Source organism: Amycolatopsis sp. NPDC004079, from assembly GCF_040610415.1.
Lineage (GTDB): Bacteria > Actinomycetota > Actinomycetes > Mycobacteriales > Pseudonocardiaceae > Amycolatopsis > Amycolatopsis halotolerans.
The window spans coordinates 99,351-119,004 of record NZ_JBEXMH010000019.1 but is presented as its reverse complement, the minus strand read 5'-3'; the positions used below and the strand labels follow the sequence as shown (position 1 = coordinate 119,004).

The following is a 19,654-nucleotide window of genomic DNA, read 5'->3' as shown; positions in this document are numbered from 1 at the left end:
TAGGAAGCACATGAAGATCACCAGGAAGCTCCTCGTGCTCGCCGCGTCGGCGGCGCTGGGCGGCGCCGGCCTTTCGGGCTGTTCGGTCGGCGGCGGGTCGTCGGACTCGGCGGCCGCCGCCACGAACGCGGTGTTCGGCGCGAACGAACAGCTGATGCCGATGCGGCAGAAGGCGCACGACGCGATGAAGGGCAAGCGGATCGCCTTCGTCCCGATTCTCTACAAGGGCTACAAGCTCACCGAGAACTGGGGCACCACCATGCAGCGCACGTTCGACAGCGCCGGCGCCGAGTTCAAGGTCTACGACTCGAACTTCAGCAGCGACCGGATGATCAGCACGATCAACGACCTCATCGCGCGCAAGGCCGCCGACGTGCTCGTGCTGCAGAACCAGGACCTGGGCCTGCTCGACAACGCGATCGACCGGGCGCAGAAGGCGGGCATCTACACCGTGGTGCTCAACATGCCCTCCACCAAGCTCGGCGACGCGTTCGTCGGCGTCGACGTCTACGGCGCCGCACAGTCGATCGCCAAGCGCGCGGTCTCGGACTGCAACTCCCGCGACGCTCCCAAGACGATCTCCATCATCGACGGCCCCGGCAACGACCCGGCCTCGATCCTGTGGGACCAGGGCATCAAGGACGTCGTGGAGAAGGAGGGCTACCAGACGCTCGTCGCGCACTCGCAGTTCCAGAACGCCCAGGCGCAGGCCGCCGCGGAATCCGTGCTGCAGCAGCGACAGGGCAAGGTGTGCGGCTTCATGGTGACCTTCGACCTGAACTCGATCACCGTCGGGCAGACCGTCAAGGCGGCGGAAGGCCGCGGCCAGGTGGCTCCGGGTTCGGTGGGCGTCTACACGCTCGACGCGGACAAGGACTGGTGCAACGCGCTCAAGCAAGGCACGGTGACCGCTTCGGCCGCCTACGACGTCCAGGGCATCGGCGCCGCCGGTGCGGTGGCGGTGCAGAACCTGCTCACCAACGGGGCGAAGCCGGGCAGCGCGCATTCGGTCGGGTACGTGTCGAGCACGGTGGTCGACAAGGCGAACATCGACCAGACCACCATCGCGTGCTACCAGAGCAAGTGAGCGGGGCCCGATGACTACGTCTCCGCTGCGGCGCGGGCTGGACGCGTTCGGCATGACCGGCGGCCGGCGCACGGAAAGAATCGCCCGCTACCGCACCGTCTCGGATCTGTTCGAGAAACGGTGGATGGAAGGCGCGGTGCCGCTCGTGCTGGCGCTCGCGCTGTGCGTGTACGTGCTCGCCACGACCAACGTCGGGGCGGCCAACGCGCCGCTCGTAATGGACGAGGTGTCCGAGTACGGCCTGCTCGCGATCGGGCTGACCGTCGTGCTGGTCGGCGGCGGCATCGACCTGTCAGTGGGGTCGGTCGTCGGCTTCTGCGGGCTGGGCGCGATGGTCGCCGACCGGGTGTGGCTGTGGCCGACCGCGGTGGTCGTGCCCGCCGCGATCGTCGCGGGTGCGGTGCTCGGGGCGGTGAACGGGTTCCTCATCGCGATCCTGCGGATGCGCCCGTTCATCACCACCCTGGTCACGCTGATCGCCTTCGGCGGCGCGGCGTCGGTGCTGCAGAACGCGAACAGCACGCAGATCGGCGTCACGAAACCGTCGCTCGTCTGGGACTTCCTCAGCGAGGGCCGGGTGCTGGGCATCCCGACCGCGTGGTTCCTCTTCGCGGTGGTGCTGATCGTGGTCCACCTGGCGCTCACCCGGTCCCGCTGGGGCTGGTGGGTCACCGCGGCCGGTTCGGACCGGCGTTCCGCGCGGCGCAACGGCATTCCGGTCACCGCCGTGACGTTCTGGACCTATGTCCTGTCCGGGGCGCTCGCCGGGACGGCCGCGATCTTCACGTCGGCGCGGCTGGCCCGGACCGACCCGAACGTCGGCAACAGCTGGGAGATCATCGCGCTGACCGCGGTGGTCCTCGGCGGCGTCAGCATCAAGGGCGGCCGCGGTTCGGTGCTCCGCGCGGCGGTCGGCGTGGCGGTGGTGACGATCATCGAGCAGGCGACCGTCTCGGACGGCGCGCAGGGCTCGTACTACACCGTCATCCTCGCCGCGGTGCTGCTCGTGTTCACCGTGCTGGACCTCAAATGGGGCAAGTACCGGCAGCGCGCGGTGGAGAAGCTGAAGATCGACCCGGCGCGGCTGCGGCTCGGCCCGCTGGTCGACGTCACACAACCGCGCACGGTCTGGTCGCTCAACCGCCGGCTCACCGACGCGCCTCCGGTCGGACTCGGCAAGATCCGCGGCGCGGAGGACTGCGCGGTGGACGCCGAGGGCAACGTCTATTGCGGCGATCAGCGCGGCTGGGTGTGGCGGTTCCGGGGCTTGGAGGACACCGAGGGCGAGATCTTCTCGCGCACCGGCGGATTCCCGTGCGGACACGCCTGGGATCCCGACGGACGGCTGGTCGTCGCGGTCGGCGGCATGGGCATCTACCGCATCGGCGCCGACGGCGAGCCCGAACTGGTCGCGAACAAGGTCAAGCGCAGTCCGCTGTCGCTGATCGACGATTCGGGGCTGCGCGCGATCGACGACCTGGACATCGCCCCGGACGGCTCGATCTACGCCTCGGATTTCTCCACCCGCACGAACACTGCGGACTTCCTGCTGGAACTGGTGGAATTCCGCCCGAACGGCCGGGTGATCCGGGTGACGCCGGACGGCAAGACCGAGGTCGTGGTGTCGAACTACGTGTTCCCCAACGGCATCTGCACCGCGCACGACGGCGAGTCGATCCTGATCTCCAGCACCGGGCTGTGCCGCGTCGACCGGCTCTGGATCGCCGGGCCGAAGAAGGGACAGCTGGAGCCGGTGCTGGAGAACCTGCCCGGCTACCCGGACAACATCAACCGGTCCTCCGACGGCAACTACTGGATGCCGTTGTGCGCCATGCGGACGCAGATGTCCGACCTGCTCGGCCGCTACCCGGCGGTGCGGCGGCGGATGACCCGCGAGGCGGCGGTGGACAACTGGGTGGTGCCGCAGCTGAACACGTCGTGCGCGATCAAGTTCAGCGACGGCGGCGAGATCCTCGCCGTGCTGTGGGACGAAACGATGGAGAACTACCCGATGGTGACCGCGGCGAAGGAACGCGACGGGCAGCTGTACCTGTGCGGCGTCAGCAACAACCGGATCGGCAGGCTCGAGTTGGACCCGAGCGAGGTAGGCGAGATCGACCCGGCCGTCGTTCCCGGCACGGCCAGTGTCCGCGAAGCAGCGGAGGCGGTGCGATGAGCCCGGTACTGGACACCGTGAAGGAATGGATCAACCCGAACTGGGGCCGTGCGCGCACGGTGCCCCCGATGGACACCGGACTGCGGCCGAACCTCCGGCTCGACGGGGCGGCAGAACTGCTGCCCGCGGGCGAGTACGAGCCGGACGACGTGGTCGTGACCGCCGCGGGGTTGGTGTTCAGCAGCGGCAATCAGGTCTTCTCGGTGCGCGAGGACGAGGTGACGCGGCTGGCTTCGTTCGGCAGCCCGGTGACGGCGCTGACTGTGCGAGACGAGCAGATCGTCGCGGCAATCGAAGGGCGTGGTCTGGTCTCGGTGTCGCGCTCCGGCGAAACCGAGGATCTGTGTACGGACGCACCGGTCACCGCCTGCGTGACTGCGCTCGCGACGGACGGGTCCGCGTTGCTGGCGACTGTCGGCTCGACGAAGGTCGCGGAGTGGCCTCGTGCACTGGTCACCGGCGACCGGTCCGGGTTGCTCGTGCGGGTTGACGGCGCGCAGGCCGAAGTGGTCGCGGAGCGCCTCGCGTGGCCGTCGGGCGTTGGCATCGCCGAGGACGAAGTGCTCCTGTCGCTGAGCCTGGACCATCGCGTGGAAGCCCGGTCCGCGCCGGGCAAGCGAGGCCGGGTGCTGAGCGCGAACCTGCCCGTCTATCCGGGGCGGGTGCACGTCGGCGGGGACGGCTGGTGGTTCGCCGCGCCCTACATCCGCAACCGGGTCACCGAGCTGCTGCTCGACGAGCCCGCGCTGCTGGCGGAGATGACGGAGACGATCAGCCCGGACGAATGGTTCGTCCCGCGCCTGCGCGCGGGCGACCCCTTCACCGACACGATGCAGATGGGGCAGCTGCGCGTGCTCGGCGTGGTCAAGAGCTGGGCCCCGGCCCGGTCGTGCGGCCTGGTGTTCCGGATGGACTCCACCGGTCGCGTCGCCGAGAGCGCGCACGCGCGGGTCGACAGCCCGCGGCACGGCGTCACCGGGCTGACCGTCCACAACGGACACGTGGTCGCGGCGGTGCGCGGCGGCCGGAACCTGCTGCGGCTGGAGGACGCATGAACACGGTGCTGCGGCTGACGAACATCAGCAAGCGCTACAGCGGAACGTACGCGTTGGACGGGGTCGACTTCGACGTGCGGCCGGGCGAAATCCACGCGCTGCTCGGCGAAAACGGCGCCGGGAAGTCCACGATGGTCAAGATCGTCTCCGGTGCGGTCGCGCACGATTCGGGCACTCTGGAGGTCGACGGCGCCGCCCGGGCGTTCACGACTCCGCGCGAATCGGTCGAGGCCGGGGTGGCGATGGTCTACCAGGAGGGCTCGCTGGTCGAGTCGATGACCGTCGCCCAGAACCTGTTCATGGGCGACGAGAAGGTGTTCAACAACCTCGGCCATCTGAACGTCGTGGCACGCGAGCTGCTGGAATCGCACAACTTCCACATCCGCCCGGACGTCCCGGCCGGGGCGCTCGGCGTCGGGCAGAAGCAGATGGTGGAGATCGCCCGGGCGGTGCACCGCAACGCGAAGCTGGTGATCCTGGACGAGCCGACGTCGTCGGTGACTCCGGAGGAGCGGCTGCAGCTGTTCCTGTCCATGCAACAGCTCAAGAAGCGCGGGATCGGCGTCATCTTCATCACGCACATGCTCGACGAAGCGTTCGAACAGGCGGACCGGATCACCGTGCTGCGCGACGGCGTCGTCCAGGGGACGCTGGAGCGGCCGGAGTTCAGCCGCGATCGCGTGGTGAAGATGATGGTCGGCCGCACGGTGGAGATGGGGCGGGTGGAGCCGAACCGCGCGCCCGAGCCGACGCCGACACTGCAGGTCGAGGACGTGACGCTGCTGCCGGTGGTGCGGAACATGGCGTTTTCCGCCTACGCCGGGGAAATCGTCGGTATCTACGGCCTGGTCGGCGCGGGCCGCAGCGAGACCGCGATGATCGTCAGCGGGATCATGAAACGCCGTCGGCTGCGCGGCGGCCGAGTACGACTCAACGGCGAGCCGGTGCGGTTCCGCACGCCACGACAGGCGCGCAAAGCCGGGATCGTCTACATCACTGAGGACCGGAAAGCCTCCGGGTTCTTCAGCCACCTGACGATCGCCGACAACATCTACCTCGGGCACCTCTGCGGTGCGCGGCGCTTGCCGTTCCTCTTCCGGCCCGGTTCGCGCACCTCGGTCGCGAAACGGTTCGTCGAACAGTTCCAGGTCCGCACGCTGCGGCCGACGAAGGCGACCGTCGAGGAGCTGAGCGGCGGGAACCAGCAGAAGATCGTGCTGGCCAAGGGCCTGACCCGGAAGCCGCTCGTCGCGATCATCGACGAGCCGACCCGCGGCGTGGACCTCGGCACGATCCCGGAGATCCACGCGATGATCCGCGCCCTGGCCGACGACGGGGTCGCGGTCGTGGTCATCTCCTCGTACCTGCCGGAGATCCAGGCGCTGTCCGACCGCGTCCTCGTGGCGCGCGCGGGCAGCATCGCCGCGGAGTTCTCCCCGGAGGAAGCCGACGAGGAAAGCCTCATGTTCGCCGCAGTGCACTGACAAGGACGGAAATCTCATGCGCGGAGTCATTTTCCGGGGAGACCGGGTCCTCGAGATCCAGACCTTCGCCGATCCCGAACCGGGTCCGGACGAAGCAGTGCTGGAGATTAAAGCGTCCGGTATGTGCGGCAGCGATCTGCACTTCTACCGGGCTCCCGCCGGGCAGGCGCTGGCCGCGTTCGGGATGACCGGCGACGACGCCGGATTCATCGGCGGGCACGAGCCGTGCGGCGTCGTCGCCGCGATCGGCTCGGCGGTCGACCCCCGCGCGGTGAAGGTGGGGGACCGGATGATGGTCCACCACTACGACGGCTGCGGATTCTGCGACCTGTGCCGGACCGGCTGGCCGCAGATGTGCGAACGCGGCAACGTCATCTACGGCGCGACCGCGCACGGCGGGCACGCCGACTACCTCAAGGTGCCCGCACGGACGCTCGTGCCGCTGCCGGACGAGCTGAGTTTCGCCGCCGGCGCCGCGATTTCGTGCGGCACCGGCACCGCCTACGGCGCGCTGACCCGGCTCGACGTCAACGCGCGCGACACGCTGGCAGTCTTCGGCCAGGGCCCGGTCGGTCAGGCCGCAGTACAGCTCGCTGCGGCGATGGGCGCGGAGGTCGTCGCGGTCGACATCGCGGCGGAACGCGTGGCGCGGGCGAAGGAGTTCGGTGCGGCGCACGCGATCGACTCGACGTCGGTCGATCCGGTCGAAGCGATCCGGGAGCTGACCGGCGGCAAGGGCGTGACCAAGGCGCTCGACTGCTCCGGCGCACCACCGGCGCGGGCCGCGGCGGTGAAGTCCGCGGCGAAATGGGGCACTGTCGCGTTTGTCGGCGAAGGCTCGACGGTGACGCTCGACGTCAGCCCGGACCTGATCCGCAAACAGCTGACAGTGGTCGGCTCGTACACCTTCTCCCCGGTGGGCCAGGCGGACTGCGCCCGGTTCATCGCCCGGCACGGGGTTCAGGCGGACCTGGTCTTCACCGACCGCTGGCGGCTGGACGACGCGGTGGCGGCCTATGCCGCCTTCGACAAGCAGACCGGAGGCAAGGCGGTCATCGAGTTCTGAGGCTGAGAAGCGTCGGTGGGTCCCAGACCCGCCGACGCTCGGGCTGCCGCGTTCGGACCGATCAGGAGGATGCCGCGGGTTCGGTTCCGGGCCGGGGCCCGGTCCAGCCGTGGGCGAGGTACGCGGTGAGGCCGAGCAGGATGACCACCAGCACGGCGACAGCCGCCCAGGCGGGCAGCCAGTACGCCGCGACCGCACCGGCCCCCAGCACGAATCCGCCCCCGGCCCGGGGCAGCCAGCCAGTGCCGGTCTCGACGCGGAAGTACCAGGCCTGGGCCAGCAGGTACACCATCGGCCCGCCGAGCAGCAGCACCCCGCCGGTGCCGGCCGGGTGCCCGGGTCCGTGCGCCAGCGCGAGTTCGATCCCGGCGGCGAACGCGACCAGCCCGGCGACCACGCCGTAGATCGCGTTGAGCCCGGCGTGCACCGACCGGATCGGGTCCTCGGTGGCCGAGGCGTGGCTCACCACCTGCTGTTCGGTCCGTCCGAAGTAGATCGCCCACAGGCAGACGAGCGCGGCGAACCCGCCCAGCACCATCAGCAGCGACGGCGCGTCCGGCGCGTGTTCGGTGAGCACCCGGCCCAGCGCCAGGACGGTTTCCCCGAGCAGGATGATGAGGAACAGCCGCATCCGCTCGATCATGTGCTCCGCGTCGAACGGCAGCCGGGCGGACTGCAGCGCCCGGCCCGGCGCCGGGTGCGCGGTCCACGTGCCCGTGAGGTCGACGAGCGCGGCCACGGCCCACAGCCAGATCCGGGCCTCCGGGCTCAGCGCCGCGCCGACGATCCAGAACGGCACCGAGACGGCGAGCCAGCCCAGCACCCGCCTGAAGTGCCCGCGCAGTTCGGGCGTCGGCGCGGTGGCCGCGGCATACGCGCCGGGCCCGGCGAGCGCGAGCATCATCGGGACGACGAAGAGCCACGGTTGCTCTTCGAACGCGCCGCTGACGCCCGCGTTCATGAAAAGTCCCAGCGCCATCACCGCGATGATCGTCGCCCGGGTGCTGCCGCGTTCGACGTCGAGCATGGTCGCCTCGAACGAGGTGAACGCCCACACCCCGCAGACCGCCACCAGTGCGATGAGCGTCTCGGCGACGCCGGTCCAGCTCAGATGTCCCAGCAGGTGGTGCGCGAGCTGGCCGACGGCCAGTACGAAGACGAGATCGAAGAACAGTTCCAGCGGCGAGACCTCGCGGCGGGTCCACCACACGTTCCGGGCGGGCATCGGCGTGGGCTCAGCGGCGATGCGCCGGGAACGGGACGACCAGCTCGCTAGGCTTGGGCACGGCGGTCTCCTTCTGCGGTTTCGGACCCTGCGGAGGGTACCGCCGGTCCGGGTGCCTCGCTCGCCGTCCAACTGGACAGCAACTGCAGTGCCTCGGCTGAAGGGGAGCCGGGTTCGGCGGTGTAGCCGATCAGGGTGAGGCCGGGCGCGGAGGCGACCTGCAGTCCTTCGAACCGAAGCGTCAGCTCGCCGACGACCGGGTGGCGGAACAGTTTCGTCCCGCGCTGGTGCGCCTTCACGTCGTGCGCTGCCCACCGGGTGCGGAACGCTTCGCTGCGGGTCGCGAGATCTCCGATGAGCCCGGTGACCGCTTTCGAATACGGTGCGCGGGCCGCTTCGACATGCAGCAGGGCCACCGCGTCGTCGGCGGCCTTCTTCCAGTCCGGGAAGACCTCTTCGGCGCGGTCGTCGAGGAAGATGAACCGGGCGAGGTTCGGCGGGTGCGGGGTGCGCTCGTAGACGACGCCGTAGAGGGCGCGGCCGAGCGCGTTCGCCGCGACCACGTCGAGGTGTCCGTTCTGGACGATCGCGGGGGCGTTGACCATCGTGTCGATCAGCGCTTGCACCCCCTCCGGCACCGGCTGCCGGACGGTGCGGCCGGGGCCGGCCCGTTTCCCGGCGGCGCGCGCGAGGTCGAACAGGTGCGTGGTTTCGGTGTCGTCCAGCTGCAGCGCCGTGGCGATCGCGTGCAGAACTTCGTCGGAGACTCCGGACACGCGGCCGCGTTCGATCTGCACGTAGTACTCAGTGCTGACTCCGGCGAGCCGGGCGACTTCCTCGCGGCGCAGCCCGCTGACCCGCCGCCGCCCGCCTGCGATGATTCCGGCCTGCTCAGGCGTGACCTTCGCGCGGCGGGTCATCAGGAATTCCCTGAGGTCGTTGGCGATCTCCATACCTCGAGGGTAAACGCGGAACGCCGGCGGAAGGAGGGGCTGCCGGTACCCCCGACAAGCGGCATCTGCCACGCCCGCGCGAACCGCCGCAGAGTGGGTATCAGCAGCCCGGGCCGCCTGGTTCGGGACACCGAAGACGTGCAAGGAGTGAGTGCAGTGACGTCTGTGGAGGCCGTTACCTTCCCGAACGACTCGATCACCATGGCGGGAAACCTGTACCTGCCGGACGGGTTCGACCCCAAGGGCAGCTACCCGGCGGTCGTGACCGTGCACCCGGGCGGCGGCGTGAAGGAGCAGACCGCGGGCCTGTACGCGGAGAAACTGGCCGGGCAGGGCTTCGTCACGCTCGCGTTCGACGCCTCGTTCCAGGGCGACAGCGGCGGTGAGCCCCACCACCTCGAGGACCCGGCCGCACGCGTCGACGACGTCCGGGCGGCGGTGGACTACCTGCAGACCCTCGGCTATGTCGACGCCGAGCAGATCGGCGGCCTCGGCGTCTGCGCCGGCGGCGGGTACCTGGTCAACGCCGCGTTGACGGACTACCGGATCAAGGCCCTCACCACGGTCAGCGCGGTGAACATCGGCACGTCGTTCCGCCGCAACTGGTACGGCACCGACTCCGACGCGGCCGCTGTCCCCACGCTGCAGGCCGTGGCGCAGCAGCGCACGGCCGAAGCGAAGGGTGCGGAGGCGGCTTACTTGCCCTATGTGCCTGCCGAGCCGGACGAGAACACCCCGCGCGACATGGTCGAGGCGAGCGAGTACTACCTGACCCCGCGCGCTCAGCACCCGAACGCGAAGAACAAGTTCCTGTTCACCAAGAGCGTGTCGCGGATCTTCACCTTCGACGCGTTCCACATGGTCGAGGACCTGCTGCAGCAGCCGCTCCTGGTGGTCGCGGGCAGCGACGCCGGTTCGCTGTGGATGTCCGCCGAGCTGTACGGCCGGGCCCGCAGCCCGAAGAAGCTCGTCGTGGTCGAGGGCGGCGCGCACATGGACTTCTACGACGTGCCGAAGTACGTCGACCGCGCGGTCGCCGAAGCGGTCCCGTTCTTCCGGGAAAACCTCGCCGCCACCCGCGGCGAGTGAACCGGTAGAGGCGGTCCTGCCGGACACACCGGCGGGACCGCCGTCCGCGGCGTTCGGAAGTGAAGTCCCGGCGGAGCCGAGCTCCGCCGGGACTTCGGTTTGTCCGCAGGGGAATTCACTTTCCCACGGCGGAAAGGTCCTGCTTGTCGATCGTGGCGAACGGGGTGTGGGTGGCGGGGTCGAGGATCTCGTCGATGTGCTGCCGCACCAGCTCCGGCGTGAGGTCCTTGCTCGCGAACCCCTGGTTGAAGCCGAGCACGAGGCGTTGCACCTCGCCGCCCTGCGCCTGCAGCACTTCGCCGTTGATCGCGCAGTCCTCGTGGGCGAGGTAGGCGACGACCGGGCTCACCAGCGAGGCGGGCAGGTTGTCGCGCATGAACTGCTTGAAGTCGTCGGGCAGGTCCGCCTCGTCCGACATGCGGGTCGCGGCGGTCGGCGCGATGGCGTTCACCTTGATCCCCACCTCCTGGGCCTCGAAGGCCAGCGTCCGGGTGAATCCGAAGATCGCGCCCTTCGCCGAGACGTACGGGGTCTGTCGCGGGAACCCGATGAGGGTGGGAGAGGTGGTGTTGACGACGCGGCCCGATCCGCTCTGGATCAGATGAGGCCACGCCGCGGCGGTCACCCCTGCCATGCCGAAGAAGTGGACCTCCATGTGCCGGCGGAGCGATTCCATGACGTCTGCGCCGAACTGGTGCACCTGATTGATGCCGGCGTTGTTGACCACGATGTCGAGGCGGCCGAACGCCTCGATCGCGGAGGCGACGATCCGCTCGGGATTCTCGGAGACGGAATCGAAGTTCGCCACCGCGCGGCCGCCCGCCGCCGCGATCTCCGCGACGACTTCCTCGGCGGGCGCCGCGCTCGAACCCGGGCCCGCCGCCGATCCTCCGAGGTCGTTGACGACGACGGCGGCGCCTCGCGCCGCGAGCAGTTTGGCGTGCGAAGCCCCGAGACCGCGACCAGCACCGGTGACGATGGCGACGCGATCGGTGAAACTCAACATGACGATTCCCTTCGTGCAGGCTACTGGCGGCCCGGGTACATGACGGCCACCATGGCGACCGGCTTGTCGGTCTTGTTGCTCCACGCGTGCTTGATTCCCCTGTTGATCACCGTGTCGCCCGCTCGCAGGAGCACCTCGCCGGTTTCGCAGACGGCGTGGATCTCGCCGTCGAGGATTGTCGCGACATCGATCGTCGGGGTTTCGTGCAGGCCGGCGATCTCCTCGGCACTGCTGGAATTGGCTTCCTCGCCGTGAAGGTTCCCGATCGACTCGGCGTACACCGCCGGATCGATTTCGTTGTCCGGAGGGAAGGTGGCCAATCGGACCACCAGTCCGCGCGCGGGCGGGTCCAGCTCGACGTCGGCCTCAAGCGTGCGCCTGCGGCAGTTCATCGGTGCGCCACACGTCATTGACCGTGAACGCCAGCAGCGCCACTCGGGTGGTCGTGTTCTCATCGACGATCACCGCCGCTTGCCGTGATCGTCCAGGCCGGCCACCACTCGGCGAGCCGTCTTGTCCAGATGGTTGCCGCTCATCATGATCTCCCAACCTGGTGTTCTGCGCGCGACAGCTCTCGCGCCGTGTCGCATTATATATTATATGAGTTGTCAACCGATCGGTGCCGGCGGCGATACGGCCGTTGATCGTGGGCGGGCCGATCACCGTGGCGACGGCGGCGCCATCGCGGAGTCGGCGGGGGAGCGGTCGGTGGCTGGGCCGGGCGGCATCGGCTCAGATCCTCGACGCCTTCTGCGGCGACAACGTCGGATTCGCTGCCTCGGGCGAGCATCGTCGGGATCTCGAGCGCGGACCGCGGCGGCGTGCCGATTGCTCTTGGTGCCGTGGACGGGTTTGTCGCCGAAGTCCAGGAAGCGCGAATCCGGGTACCGGCAGCCGTTGTCTTGCGGCCGGATGTTCTTGCGGAGGCTGTCGAGCTTGCGCGGGCAGCGGCCGCGGGCTGCGGGCATGGACGGCGTCCGCGGCTTCGTCCGGCGAGACCGTGCGGGGTGCTCGCCAGGTAATCCACGATGCGGGCCAGCCCTCGGCTGAAGTCCCCTGCGCGACGTGGATCGGCACGAGTCTCGCCGCGCCCTGCCTCGGCGAGGAGCGGTCCGTCACTCCCGGCAGCGCATCAGCGACACCATCTCCCCGGCCTGGACCACCGTGTCGTCCTGGTTCACCACCTCCACGCGCTGGACCACGACGCCTCGGCTCGGGTTGGAAGTCCGGCGGGCCTCGGTGACTTCGTTGCGGACCCGGATGGTGTCGCCGATGCGGACCGGCGCCAGGAACTGCCACGAGCGGATCTCGAGGAAGGCCAGCAGGGTGTCGTCGAAATACCCGGTCCGGGCGCGCAGTCCGACGGCCATCGACAGCACCAGCGCGCCATGGGCGATGCGCTCGCCGAACGGGGTCGCGCGGGCGTGTTCGGCGTCGGTGTGCAAGGCGTGCACATCCCAGGACAAGCCGGAGAACGCGACCAGGTCAGTCTCGGTGACGGTGCGGGCCGGGGTCTCGAACGCGTGTCCGGCAGGGAGGTCTTCGAACCATTTTCCCATGCGGTGCCTGCTCCTTCGGTCGGCTGCGGGGAACCCGTGCTAGGTTCATACTAACCGGTCGGTACTTGAAGGCAAGCGGGAACGGAGGCGCGGCATGGTGGACGCAGTCGCACCCGAGCGCGGCGAGATCGCGTTCGACACGGTGGCCGCGGCGGTCGCCGCCGTTCGCTCGGGGCGGCCGGTGGTGGTCCTCGACGACGAGAACCGGGAGAACGAGGGCGATCTCGTCTTCGCCGCCGAACTGGCGACGCCGGAGTTGCTGCACTTCACCGTCCGGTACACGTCGGGGTTCGTCTGCGCCGCGCTACCGGGCGCCGACTTGGATCGGCTCGACCTTCCGCCGATGACTCCCGTCAACCAGGACCCTCGTGGCACGGCGTACGCCGTGACGGTCGACGCGAAGAGCGGCGTGTCCACCGGAATTTCGGCGCGGGACCGGGCGCGCACGATCCGGTTGCTCGCGGATCCGGAGACCGTTCCGGCCGACCTGTCGCGGCCGGGGCACGTCGTCCCGCTGCGCGCCGTCGCCGGGGGAGTGCTGCGGCGCGGCGGGCACACCGAGGCATCGGTGGACCTGGCCCGGCTCGCCGGGCTGGCGCCTGCCGGGGCGTTGTGCGAACTGGTCAACGACGACGGGACCATGATGCGCGCGCCGGAATGCCGCCGGTTCGCCGACGAACACGGGCTCGCGATGATCTCGATCGCCGACCTGGTGGCGTACCGGCGCCGGACGGAAACGCAGGTCGAGCGAGTCGCGGACACGCGCATGCCGACCGCGTCCGGGATGTTCCGGGCGGTCGGGTACCGATCGGCCCTCGACGGCCGGGAGCATGTCGCGTTGGTGTTCGGGGACCTCGGCGACGGCGAGGACGTGCTGGTCCGGGTGCATTCGGAATGCCTGACCGGGGACGTCTTCACGTCGCTGCGCTGCGATTGCGGGACGCAGTTGCAGGCGTCGTTGCAGACCGTCGCCCGGGCCGGCCGGGGAGTGGTGGTGTACGTCCGCGGGCACGAGGGCCGCGGAATCGGCCTCCTCGACAAGTTGCGCGCGTACGAACTGCAGGACGCCGGAGCGGACACAGTGGACGCGAATCTCCAGTTGGGTTTCCCGGCCGACGCCCGCGACTACTCCGCCTGCGCGCACATCCTGGCCGATCTCGGCGTGCGGTCGATGCGGCTGCTCACCAACAACCCGGCGAAGCTCGCCGGGCTCGCGGGCTACGGGCTGTCCGTGCTCGACCGGGTTCCGCTGGAAATCCCGGCCACCGCCGACAACGTCGCGTACCTCCGGACCAAGCGCGACCGGATGGGACACACGCTGCGGCTCGGCGAAATGTGCGTCTGACCCCGCGGGAGGAGCGGCCGTGCCGGACGAATGGTTCGTGACCGCGGACGGACGGCGCCGCTGGGGCAGGCACGGCGCGGCGGGCATCCTGGTCGTGACCCGGCCGCCGCGCCGGATGCTGCTCGTGCGCCGGGCCGGCTGGGTGCACGGCAGCCGCGGCCAGTGGTCGATCCCGGGCGGGGCGCTGCTGGCGGGGGAGACGGCGGACGAGGCCGCGGTGCGGGAATTCGCCGAGGAGATGGGCGGACTGCCGGGCGGATGGCGGCCGCTCGCGCGGTACGTGGACGAAGTTGTGCCCGGCGAATGGAACTACACCACCATTCTCGCCGAGGCGTCCGAAGCGCCGGACTACTCGGCGACGCTGTCCGACGAGCACGACGCGCACGTGTGGGCCGCGGTCGAGGACGCGCGCCGGATGGACCTGTTCGCCCCTTTCGCCCGGGTTCTCCCGCGTCTGCTCGAAGCGCTGGAATAGCAGGTCAGCGGACTCTTCCGCGCTACGTACGCAGGGCAGGATACGTAGCGGTTGGGTAGTCGCACGAAGGCGCGGCGGCCCGGTCTCGTGAGTGAATCCACGGTGACGCCGATCACCGACCGTCGTAAGTACCGACTAGTCGGAATTATCAGGCGCCCGCTGGACACGGAGAACGGGAGCGAGCATGGAACTGGATCTGCTCTACGCGCTGACGAACCGCTCGGGCACGCAGGACTGGCACGACATCATGCGCGAAACGCGCCGGCACGCGCGGATGGCCGACGAACTGGGCTACGACCGGATCTGGCTCGGCGAGCACCACTTCGACACCGACGGCAGCGACGCGAGCCCGAACCCGGTCATGCTGGCGACGGACCTGGCCGCGCGGACTGAGCGGATCCGGCTCGGCATGGCGGCGGTCTCGCTCACGCTCTGGCATCCGCTGCGCCTGGCCGAGGACCTCGCCGTCCTCGACCACTTCAGCGAGGGTCGCCTCGACGTCGCGTTCGGCCGCGGCATCCTGCCGATCGAGGTGATGAACCTCAACCCGCAGGCGAACCGGTGGAACGGCTCGGACAACAGCCGCGAGATCTTCGACGAGAACCTCGCGATCGTCCGCGGCATCTGGACCGAGGACCCGTTCAGCTGGAAGGGCAAGCGCTATACGTTCCCGGAGCCGGGCACGAAGTTCATCCACTCGCCGGGCGCGCCGATGCCGCGGGGCTGGGTCGGCGAGAACGACGAACTCGTCGCGTTCGGCATGACGCCGCAGCCGTTCCAGCGGCCGACGCCGCCGCAGTTCGCCGTCACCGAGTCGATGACCGGTTTCGCGCACGCCGCGCGAAACGGCCTGCGGCCGATCACCTGGTACCCCAGCGGCCAGGTGCTGAAGAACCTCTTCGAGACCTACCGCGCCGAGACCGCGGCAACGACCGGGCGGACGCCCGCGCTCGGCGAGGGCTGCGGCGTGCTGCGGCTGTGCTGTATCGCCGAAACCGACGAGGAGGCGCGGCGCATCGCCGAACCGGGCATCGTCGAGTTCTTCGAGTTCCTGTGCCGGGTCCGCGGCATCGGCGTGTGGCTCGACGCCGACGAAGACCCGGAAGATCCGCGTTACCGCGAAATGGATCCGTGGGAGCTGCTGATGGAGCGCGACCACCTGATGATCGGCTCGCCGGACAGCGTCCTGGAGCGGATGACGCGGCTCACCAAGTCGCATGGCATCCAGAACTGGCTGCTGCAGATGGGTTTCCCGGGTATCCCGGCTCCGGACGTGGACCGTTCGCTGCGGCTGTTCGCCCGCGAGGTGATGCCGGAGATCCGCAAGCTCGACACCTCGCTGACCGCTGCCAGCTGACCGCACCGAGGGAAGGAAGAACCCGTGCCGGAATACCTCAACCCGGAAAACCTGCCCTACCCGCGCTACGGCATGAACCCCGGCGTCGCGACGCGCGACCTCGTCTTCGCGGGCGGAATGGCGCTCGACCTCGAAACGCTGCGGCGCAAGGACGAGGCGAAATCGATCGCCGACGAGACCAGGATCGCGCTCGACGAGATCAAGGGCGTACTGGAAGCCGCCGGGTGCGGCCTGTCCGACATCGTGAAGACCACCTGCTACCTCGCGGACGACTCCTGTCGCAAGGAGTTCTGGGAGGCCTACACCGAAGTGTTCGCCCCGGGCCCGTTCCCGGCGCGCGCGACGTTCGTGGTCGGGATCGCGGGCGACTGCCGGGTGGAGATCGAGGCGATCGCCGTCCGCCCGGGCGACGAGGCGGCCTGACATGCCGGATCGTCCGTTCACCGACTGGCACACGCACGTCTACCGGCCCGAGCACCTCGGTCCGGTGTGGACGGAGCGGGGCGTGGAACTGGTGGGACGGCCCGGGTTCGGCGAGGCCGACCTCGACGAGCACAGCCGGGTCATGCGGGCCAGCGGCGCCGACCGGTTCCTCGTGCTGGGCCTCCAGGTCGCCCGGATGGGCATGCACGTGCCGAACGACTACGTGGGCGAGTACTTCGCGGCCAACCGCGACCGGGCGATCGGCGTCGGCAGCGTCGACCCGACCCAGCCTGGCGCGGCCGCCGAACTGCGCCGCGCGGTGGAGACGCACGGACTGCAGGGAGTGAAGCTTTCCCCGCCGTACCAGGGTTTCCACCCGCACTGCGCCGAAGCGTTCGAGGTCTACCGGACGGCCGCGGACCTGGGGATCTTCCTGATGTTCCACCAGGCGAGCGTGTTCGCCCCGGACGGCTGCAACGAATTCGCCTATCCGATGCTGCTGGACAAGGTCGCACGTGAGTTCCGCGGGACGAAGATCCTGCTCGCCCACTTCGGCAAGCCGTGGACCCACGAAGCGGTCGAGCTGATGATGAAGAACCCCAACGTGTACGCGGACGTCTCGACGCTGCCGGTCAAGACCTGGCAGCTGTACAACGGCCTGCGGCTGGCGATCGAGGGCCACGTGACCGACCGGCTCCTCTTCGGTTCGGACTTCCCCTCGTTCGACCCCCGCGAGGCGGCCGACCAGTTCCTCGCCGTCGCCGACCTGGACCTGCCGTTGCCGATCCCGCGGGAGGTGGTGGAAGCCGTCCTGTACGACCGGCCGTTCGACCTGTTGCTCTCTTCCTGAGCGGAGAACCAAGCCATGTACGACAACCAAGTCTCGCTGAACGCGCAGGTGCCCACGATCCTTTACGTCGTCGGCCTGATCGCGATCATGCTCGCCGTCGGCGGGGTGTTCCTGTTCGACGCCGGCCTCAGCCGGGCGGGCAACGTCCTGCACACGACCGTCCAGAAACTGGTCGCCGCGTTCGTCGCGGCGGCGGGGATGTCGATCGCCGGGTTCGCGATCTGGGACACCCAGTTCGGCCAGGCGTTCGGCGTCCCGAATCCGTTCGGGGAGGCGCTGAAATCCTGGTGGCTCGGCGGACCCGGCATCAACACCTATGCGCAGCATCTGGACCCGGCGGCCATGCCGGGCGCGGACTCGTTCCAGGCGTTCTTCGCGGTGTTCATCCTGTTCGCCGCGTTCTTCGCGGCCCTGCTCGCGGGCTCGGTGATCGAGCGGGTCAAGACGGCCGGGCTGTCGGCGGTCACGCTGGTGTTCGGCGCACTCGTGATCCCGTTCGCCGGTTACCTCGTCTACGGTTCGGTCGGGCCGCTGTCGAACGCGGGAACGCACGACTTCGGCGGTGCCTTCTTCTACATCCTGCTCGGGTGCTGGGCGCTCGTGCTGGTGTGGCGGGCTAAGCCGAGGGCCGGCGTGTTCGGCGGCCGGGCCAGCGAGCCGCCGATGCCGCACAACCTCGTCTTCACCGTGGCCGGGTTGTTCCTGTTCCTCGCCGGGCTGTGCGGATACGCGCTGCTCAACGGGTACCTGGTGCCGGGTTCCGGGTATTTCGGCATCACGCTGAACGAGACCGGCATGGGCGTGATCGTCACGAACCTGATGATGGCGTTCGCCTTCGCCGTGCTCGGCGGCCTGCTCGCGTGGAAGGTCGGCAAGAGCCCGTACTTCCTGCTGGTGTCGCCGGTCGCGGGCTGGATCTCGGTGTCCGCGCTGCTCGACGTCGCCAAGCCGTGGCAGGCCGGGCTCACCGCGTTCTTCGCGCCGCTGATCGTGGTCGGCGGGTACCGGCTGATGAACCGCTGGCGCCTCGACGACATCAAGGTGGTCCCGCTGACCCTCGGCCCCGGTGTCTACAGCGCGCTGATGACGGCGGTGTTCGCCTCCGGCGTGAAACAGGGCGGGTACTTCGGCCTCGCCGGGGAGTACGCGCCGCAGCACGCGTCGGTCGGCATCGGGCACCAGGCGCTCGGTGTGCTCGTGTTCCTGGTGCTCGGGCTGGTCAGCGCGTTCGTTGTGGTCCTCGCCGTGGAGAAGACGATCGGCTTGCGGGACGAGCGGGTCGACCAGGGGCTGGACAGCGCGCTCGACCACGCCGTCCTCGGCGAAGCCGCCTATCCGGCCGCCGCACCGTCCGAAGTGGAGCAAGCGGCCGTCACGCTGCCGTAACGACCCCGCGATCAACAAGAGAGGAATCCCTGACATGGAATTCGGCATCTTCATCCCTAGCGCCCGCAACGGCTACATCATGTCCGAGACCGCACCCCAATACTCGCCGACGTACGACCACATGCGGGAGATCATCACCACCGGCGAGGACAACGGTTTCTCCTTCGCGCTGTCGCTTTCGGCGCTGCGCGGGCACGGCGGCACCACCGGATTCTGGGACGACGCACTGGAATCGATGACCCAGATGGCCGCACTCGCCCGGGACACCACCGACATGAAGCTCGTCGGCTCGGTGAACATCCTCGCGATCCACCCGGCGATCGCGGCCCGGATGGCGATGACCATCGACTCGATCTCGGCCGGCCGGTTCTCGCTCAACATCGTCCCCGGCGGCTGGCACCCGCGCGAACTGGAGACGATGAAGGTCTGGCCGGGCTACGAGTACAACTCCTACCGCTGGCAGTACGCGGGCGAGTACTGCCAGGTCGTGCGCGAACTGTGGGAGAAGGGCGTCTCGAACTTCCAGGGCGAGTACTTCCAGTACGAGGACCTGCGGATGGGCCCGAAACCGGACCACCCCATGAACATCGTGTGCGCGGGGACCTCCGACGACGCGATCAAGTTCACCACCCGCTACGCGGACTACTCTTTCCGGCTGGCCTGGGGCGGGCAGGACGCGCTGCGCGAGGTCGTGGACCGGTTCAACGGCCAGATGGACGAGGCGGGGCGCACCATCCGCCCGTACGTGGCGCTCGGCGTCGTCATGGCCGACACCGACGAGGAGGCCGAGGCGAAACTGCAGAACTACGTCGACAACGCCGACATGAAGGCGATCGAGTACATGATCGGCGGCGCGCTCACCGACTCCGCGGAGGGCGGCACCTCGGAGATCCTGGCCAGCATGGACCGCAAGGGTTCGGTGCAGATGTCGACGGACTTCATCACCGGTTCGCCGGAGAGCATCGCCCGCCAGCTGGACGAATGGGCCGAGATCGACGTCGCGGGCTACATGCTGATCTTCCCGGACTACGTCGAGGACATCAAGCGCATGGGCCGCGAGGTGTTCCCGCGGATGAAGAACTTCACCGCGCCGCGCAAGACCGCGCAGCCCGCCTGAT

The 19,654-nt window shown here is 69.3% G+C and carries 18 protein-coding genes; 13 read left to right on the top strand and 5 right to left on the bottom strand.

Annotated features, from left to right (window positions below; all coding sequences use genetic code 11):
- The first annotated feature begins 10 nt into the window (after positions 1-10).
- The 5 genes from ABZX37_RS21410 to ABZX37_RS21390 are packed head-to-tail and all read left to right on the top strand — an operon-like array spanning position 11 to position 6,868.
- A complete protein-coding gene (locus ABZX37_RS21410; protein WP_354741997.1) occupies positions 11-1,087 on the top strand; it encodes a substrate-binding domain-containing protein in 1,077 nt (358 codons plus the stop codon).
- A 10-nt stretch (positions 1,088-1,097) separates the two neighbouring features.
- Complete coding sequence (locus tag ABZX37_RS21405; RefSeq protein WP_354741995.1) at positions 1,098-3,263, top strand: SMP-30/gluconolactonase/LRE family protein; 2,166 nt, start codon at positions 1,098-1,100, stop codon at positions 3,261-3,263.
- A complete protein-coding gene (locus ABZX37_RS21400) occupies positions 3,260-4,318 on the top strand; it encodes a hypothetical protein (RefSeq protein WP_354741993.1) in 1,059 nt (352 codons plus the stop codon). Before ABZX37_RS21405 ends, ABZX37_RS21400 begins: the two co-directional genes overlap by 4 nt.
- Positions 4,315-5,802 (top strand): sugar ABC transporter ATP-binding protein, encoded by a 1,488-nt coding sequence (locus ABZX37_RS21395; RefSeq protein WP_354741991.1) that lies wholly within the window; start codon positions 4,315-4,317, stop codon positions 5,800-5,802. The genes ABZX37_RS21400 and ABZX37_RS21395 overlap by 4 nt, the downstream gene beginning before the upstream one ends.
- A 16-nt stretch (positions 5,803-5,818) precedes the next feature.
- A complete protein-coding gene (locus tag ABZX37_RS21390) occupies positions 5,819-6,868 on the top strand; it encodes a zinc-binding dehydrogenase (protein WP_354741989.1) in 1,050 nt (349 codons plus the stop codon).
- A gap of 61 nt (positions 6,869-6,929) precedes the next feature.
- Here ABZX37_RS21390 and ABZX37_RS21385 read toward each other — a convergent pair whose 3' ends face one another.
- Complete coding sequence (locus tag ABZX37_RS21385; protein WP_354741988.1) at positions 6,930-8,093, bottom strand: low temperature requirement protein A; 1,164 nt, start codon at positions 8,091-8,093, stop codon at positions 6,930-6,932.
- Between the two features lie 47 nt (positions 8,094-8,140).
- Entirely contained in the window at positions 8,141-9,046 is a 906-nt protein-coding gene (locus tag ABZX37_RS21380; protein WP_354741986.1) for a helix-turn-helix transcriptional regulator, read from the bottom strand.
- Between the two features lie 156 nt (positions 9,047-9,202).
- On the opposite strand from ABZX37_RS21380, the gene ABZX37_RS21375 reads away from it, so the two are divergent.
- Positions 9,203-10,135: an alpha/beta hydrolase gene (locus tag ABZX37_RS21375; RefSeq protein WP_354741984.1), complete on the top strand. Its 933-nt coding sequence runs from the start codon at positions 9,203-9,205 to the stop codon at positions 10,133-10,135.
- 115 nt (positions 10,136-10,250) lie between these two features.
- On the opposite strand, the gene ABZX37_RS21370 is transcribed toward ABZX37_RS21375, so the two are convergent.
- The 3 genes from ABZX37_RS21370 to ABZX37_RS21360 form a co-directional block, all read right to left on the bottom strand.
- Positions 10,251-11,141, bottom strand: coding sequence for an SDR family NAD(P)-dependent oxidoreductase (locus tag ABZX37_RS21370; protein ID WP_354741983.1), 891 nt, complete (start codon positions 11,139-11,141; stop codon positions 10,251-10,253).
- A 20-nt stretch (positions 11,142-11,161) separates the two neighbouring features.
- Complete coding sequence (locus ABZX37_RS21365; RefSeq protein ID WP_354741981.1) at positions 11,162-11,533, bottom strand: cupin domain-containing protein; 372 nt, start codon at positions 11,531-11,533, stop codon at positions 11,162-11,164.
- Positions 11,534-12,256: 723 nt separating this feature from the next.
- Positions 12,257-12,700: a MaoC/PaaZ C-terminal domain-containing protein gene (locus ABZX37_RS21360; protein WP_354741979.1), complete on the bottom strand. Its 444-nt coding sequence runs from the start codon at positions 12,698-12,700 to the stop codon at positions 12,257-12,259.
- 94 nt (positions 12,701-12,794) lie between these two features.
- Here ABZX37_RS21360 and ABZX37_RS21355 point away from each other — a divergent pair, with 94 nt between their 5' ends.
- The 7 genes from ABZX37_RS21355 to ABZX37_RS21325 all read left to right on the top strand — a co-directional run bounded on the left by ABZX37_RS21355 (position 12,795) and on the right by ABZX37_RS21325 (position 19,653).
- The gene (locus ABZX37_RS21355) at positions 12,795-14,045 is read left to right on the top strand and encodes a bifunctional 3,4-dihydroxy-2-butanone-4-phosphate synthase/GTP cyclohydrolase II (protein ID WP_354741977.1); all 1,251 of its coding nucleotides are present in this window, start codon (positions 12,795-12,797) and stop codon (positions 14,043-14,045) included.
- Between the two features lie 19 nt (positions 14,046-14,064).
- Positions 14,065-14,520, top strand: a complete 456-nt coding sequence (locus ABZX37_RS21350; protein WP_354741975.1) for an NUDIX hydrolase — start codon at positions 14,065-14,067, stop codon at positions 14,518-14,520.
- 184 nt (positions 14,521-14,704) lie between these two features.
- Complete coding sequence (locus tag ABZX37_RS21345) at positions 14,705-15,877, top strand: LLM class flavin-dependent oxidoreductase (protein WP_354741974.1); 1,173 nt, start codon at positions 14,705-14,707, stop codon at positions 15,875-15,877.
- A 24-nt stretch (positions 15,878-15,901) separates the two neighbouring features.
- Positions 15,902-16,300 carry a RidA family protein gene (locus ABZX37_RS21340; RefSeq protein ID WP_354741972.1) on the top strand — a complete coding sequence of 133 codons (399 nt, stop codon included), beginning with the start codon at positions 15,902-15,904 and terminating at the stop codon, positions 16,298-16,300.
- Position 16,301: 1 nt separating this feature from the next.
- Complete coding sequence (locus tag ABZX37_RS21335; RefSeq protein ID WP_354741970.1) at positions 16,302-17,150, top strand: amidohydrolase family protein; 849 nt, start codon at positions 16,302-16,304, stop codon at positions 17,148-17,150.
- Positions 17,151-17,165: 15 nt separating this feature from the next.
- Positions 17,166-18,536, top strand: coding sequence for a hypothetical protein (locus tag ABZX37_RS21330; RefSeq protein WP_354741968.1), 1,371 nt, complete (start codon positions 17,166-17,168; stop codon positions 18,534-18,536).
- Positions 18,537-18,570: 34 nt separating this feature from the next.
- Positions 18,571-19,653, top strand: a complete 1,083-nt coding sequence (locus ABZX37_RS21325) for an LLM class flavin-dependent oxidoreductase (protein ID WP_354741966.1) — start codon at positions 18,571-18,573, stop codon at positions 19,651-19,653.
- Position 19,654: the final 1 nt, after the last annotated feature.

Coding starts and splice junctions, on each gene's coding strand:
- ABZX37_RS21410 (WP_354741997.1), top strand. CDS start 11: ATGAAGATCACCAGGAAGCTCCTCGTGCTCGCCGCGTCGGCGGCGCTG.
- ABZX37_RS21405 (WP_354741995.1), top strand. CDS start 1,098: ATGACTACGTCTCCGCTGCGGCGCGGGCTGGACGCGTTCGGCATGACC.
- ABZX37_RS21400 (WP_354741993.1), top strand. CDS start 3,260: ATGAGCCCGGTACTGGACACCGTGAAGGAATGGATCAACCCGAACTGG.
- ABZX37_RS21395 (WP_354741991.1), top strand. CDS start 4,315: ATGAACACGGTGCTGCGGCTGACGAACATCAGCAAGCGCTACAGCGGA.
- ABZX37_RS21390 (WP_354741989.1), top strand. CDS start 5,819: ATGCGCGGAGTCATTTTCCGGGGAGACCGGGTCCTCGAGATCCAGACC.
- ABZX37_RS21385 (WP_354741988.1), bottom strand. CDS start 8,093: ATGCCCGCCCGGAACGTGTGGTGGACCCGCCGCGAGGTCTCGCCGCTG.
- ABZX37_RS21380 (WP_354741986.1), bottom strand. CDS start 9,046: ATGGAGATCGCCAACGACCTCAGGGAATTCCTGATGACCCGCCGCGCG.
- ABZX37_RS21370 (WP_354741983.1), bottom strand. CDS start 11,141: ATGTTGAGTTTCACCGATCGCGTCGCCATCGTCACCGGTGCTGGTCGC.
- ABZX37_RS21365 (WP_354741981.1), bottom strand. CDS start 11,533: ATGAACTGCCGCAGGCGCACGCTTGAGGCCGACGTCGAGCTGGACCCG.
- ABZX37_RS21360 (WP_354741979.1), bottom strand. CDS start 12,700: ATGGGAAAATGGTTCGAAGACCTCCCTGCCGGACACGCGTTCGAGACC.
- ABZX37_RS21355 (WP_354741977.1), top strand. CDS start 12,795: ATGGTGGACGCAGTCGCACCCGAGCGCGGCGAGATCGCGTTCGACACG.
- ABZX37_RS21345 (WP_354741974.1), top strand. CDS start 14,705: ATGGAACTGGATCTGCTCTACGCGCTGACGAACCGCTCGGGCACGCAG.
- ABZX37_RS21335 (WP_354741970.1), top strand. CDS start 16,302: ATGCCGGATCGTCCGTTCACCGACTGGCACACGCACGTCTACCGGCCC.
- ABZX37_RS21330 (WP_354741968.1), top strand. CDS start 17,166: ATGTACGACAACCAAGTCTCGCTGAACGCGCAGGTGCCCACGATCCTT.
- ABZX37_RS21325 (WP_354741966.1), top strand. CDS start 18,571: ATGGAATTCGGCATCTTCATCCCTAGCGCCCGCAACGGCTACATCATG.